This is a genomic window from Dysgonomonas sp. ZJ709 (assembly GCF_011039195.1).
Lineage (GTDB): Bacteria > Bacteroidota > Bacteroidia > Bacteroidales > Dysgonomonadaceae > Dysgonomonas.
Genome location: NZ_JAAKEM010000065.1, coordinates 1 through 3,211, shown reverse-complemented (window position 1 = coordinate 3,211; position 3,211 = coordinate 1). Strand labels below are relative to the sequence as shown.

General features: G+C 46.2%; 1 protein-coding gene and 1 pseudogene. Both read right to left on the bottom strand.

What is annotated here, in order from left to right; translation table 11 throughout:
- Positions 1-2,882: DUF6443 domain-containing protein (locus G7Y56_RS18305; protein WP_255498815.1), on the bottom strand; the 2,882-nt coding region annotated here is incomplete at its 3' end.
- A 7-nt stretch (positions 2,883-2,889) separates the two neighbouring features.
- Positions 2,890-3,211: pseudogene (locus G7Y56_RS18300) on the bottom strand (hypothetical protein); the annotation flags it as partial.

Sequence of the window (3,211 nt, the reverse complement as noted above, 5' to 3'; positions counted from 1 at the left end):
GCATACGGCGATATATTATAATACTTTTCCGCCAGCGGATCGACACTCATAAACCTACCCGTACCCGGTTCCATCTGTCTGGCATGATAATCATACATATTAAGCTGATGCTCCTGCTCCAGTTCCTTTCCATTATACTTATACGGCTGCCTTTCCAAATCCGTACTCTCCGCAAACGCCATTCCGAAGGGATAATAATGCGACTTTTGTACCACCGTACCACCGGCATTCGCCACCACACGATTATTTCCCAGATGATCCGTCAAAAAGAAGTAATAAACACCCCCTTCAACATAGCCTCCATCGACCAACACACGTTTCAAAGAACCATTCTCGTATACCTTGTTACCTACGTAATCGACCGTCTTGGTTGCAGTCAGAGCTGCAGGGCTGATACTATATCCGATAATCGATTCGGTCATCATCCCTGACATGGGACTCATTGAACGACTCTTATCCGACAAATACTGCGTTTGCAACTTAGTGCCTGCCGCCGAATAAGTATATACTATACGAGCCTGTGTGCCGGATGAATTGACATCCATGAGTTTCGGTAAATTTAAAGAATTATATTGAATATCAGATATCCCCTTATTCAAATCTTTACTCATCGCCCCGTTTTTGTTGTAGGAGTATTCAGCAGCCGTATTGGCGTTATTCTTAAAGTCAGCCGATTCGCTTATCGTAACATTTACACCCGCATCATTAACTGTCAGCAACTGGTTACCCGTATGAGTCATAGTCAGGTTGTCGACTATCCCGAAGGTTGTTCCGGCACTTGTCTTACCGTAACGTTTTATGGTTTTCATATTACCGTGCTTATCGTAGGTGATAGCCTCTACTTTATAGTTTGAGTTAGCTGTTGCGTTTTCCAGATAGTTGGCAGCGGTCAGGCGTGAGAGATTATCGTACGTAAAGGCATAACCCCTTGTCTTGTCACCTGTCACAGTCCAGTCCATAGCACCTATATTGCCGCTATAGCTCTTTGTGCTGCCAGCATACTGATCGTTGTAGTACAAGGTCTGTTTAAACAGGGGACCTGCTATCGATTTGGTCCACGAACGTACATTATAGGCATAGGTGGTTGTCAGGTTGGCATTGGCGTTCTTGACATTAGTCTTTAACCTTCCCAGATCATCGTAGGTATTCTTTGCCAGTATAACAGTTGTTCCGTTATTAAGCTGGTGTCTGGTTTCAGTAGGACGGCCTGCATGATCGTAAGAGTAAGTATAAAGTTCTTCCTGTACAGGCTTACCTTTAGCCTCATGCCTGTGGTATTTCTTTACCGGCTGCCCCGTAAAGTTATAAGCTATATATTCCCTCTCGTCCGCATCCATATGGTTGAGCGACTTGGTTTGTACCAGCCGCGCCCTGCTGTCGTAATACATGGATGTATAAAGGAATTTACCCGAACCGTCCATCAGGGCCGTTGCCGAACCTGTCAGCTGTCCCTTTGGTGTGGCGTACATAGCAGGGAATCCGCTTTGGGTATTATATCCGGTATTTACAAAACCGTGCTTGGTGAGATAAGTATAATTATCGTAATAATTTACAGCCAGTAAAGTACTCCCTGAAGGTGTGAAATTGCTGATGGCATATCCCTTGTATATTTCACTGGCTCCGCTGTAGGTGGCTGTTACCACCACGTTATTCAGTACATTGAGGTTGGTTATGCTATTTGTGCAGGTACCCGAGACCACAACTCGGTCGAACACATCAGGAATAGAGTATGTCCATTCTCCTTTTGTCCGTTGCTCTCCGTCCTGAGAAAGGATCAGCCTGTCGGCTTTATCATATACATAGTGTACCCAGTCGGTACCGGGTATGCGCTTTTTGATACAGCGGTTACGCTCGTCGTATTTATAGAGATAGACAAGTTGTTTCATCAGGTCGGTATCGTCCCCGAAAGAGGTTATATCATCAGTGGCTCTTGGTGGTAATACATAGCACAGGTTACCGAAATCATCATAGACATAGTAAGTGTCGTGCTTGACAGAGCCGTTCATCTGGCGCGTGAGTACTACTTGTCCGAGCTTGTCTTTAAATTCATAAGAAATATATCCGTCCTCATCGGTCATTTTGGTAACATATAGCTGATTGGCTGCATAGAGAGCTCCTTTGCTGAGTGTTGTAGCGTCTTTACTGCCACTTACTTTGAAGATTGAGCAGCTCTGATCGCCTGTTGCTGTATTGGTCATGTAGTCGGTCTTGACGGCTTTAGAGTTGGTATGCCAGTCAGCTCCGGGGCCGTATTGCAGAACTACACGGTTCAGCGGCGAGGCTTCGTAAACAGGTTTGGAGAATGGGTTATCGTCTTTAGTCCCGTTGTTGGTATTTGTTGTTTTGGCATTGGCCTGTATAGTTGCCAGAGCAGCAAATGCTCCGTTGTTGCCGGGCATTGTTGCCGGCAGCCATGTGTTCGATTCCCGGCCAAAGCTATCGTATTCCTGTAAGGATATCAGGTCTGCTCCGGAGGGGGTTATTCCTCTTTGTACGGTTTGTACGGGACGCCCCAGTCCGTCGAAGTATTGTATGGAGACCATGGTTGGTACGTCCCCTTCGATGGTACGGTCCACGACTATTTGTTTCTGTGCATTATAGGTGACCGACTTGGTTTGTCCAAGGGGGGTGATGGTCATTATATAGTTCTGGTCACCGGCTATGGCTGTAGTGGTAGCAGCGGGTGCACAGACGCTGGTATTGATGTTGAATACCAGAGCTCCGCCGGTTGTGGCCTTATAGGTGAAGCCGGGCTTGAGATTGATTCCTTTACAGGCGGTAACTGTCTCTGCTTTGGGATGGGTTACTGCAAATTCTCTGGTGTCCTGGGCCTGAAGGCTCAGGGTGCTTAAGAGGTATAGGGTGAATAATAAGCGTTTCATGGGCTGATTATTTGAGGTTATTGTTTATGGTGGATTGAAGTTCTCTGATCATCAGGCCTTGTTCTTCGAGCTGTTTTTGCTGCTGGATGGTGTACAGGGTCAGCTCTTCGATCTTTTGGAGTAGCTTGATCTGAAGGTCGCCTATATCGACTCCGTTTTCTTTTACTTCTGCTTCTGAGGGGATGTTAGGCAGGTGTTTATGTTCGTTGATATGGTTCTCTACTTCGGATAGTGCGGGTAGGTTGTATTCTTTGTGAAATACATAGTCGGGCCAGTTGGCGGCTTCTATTTTTACTTCTTTGGCGCGAATTACACCGTTGACCTCGAGT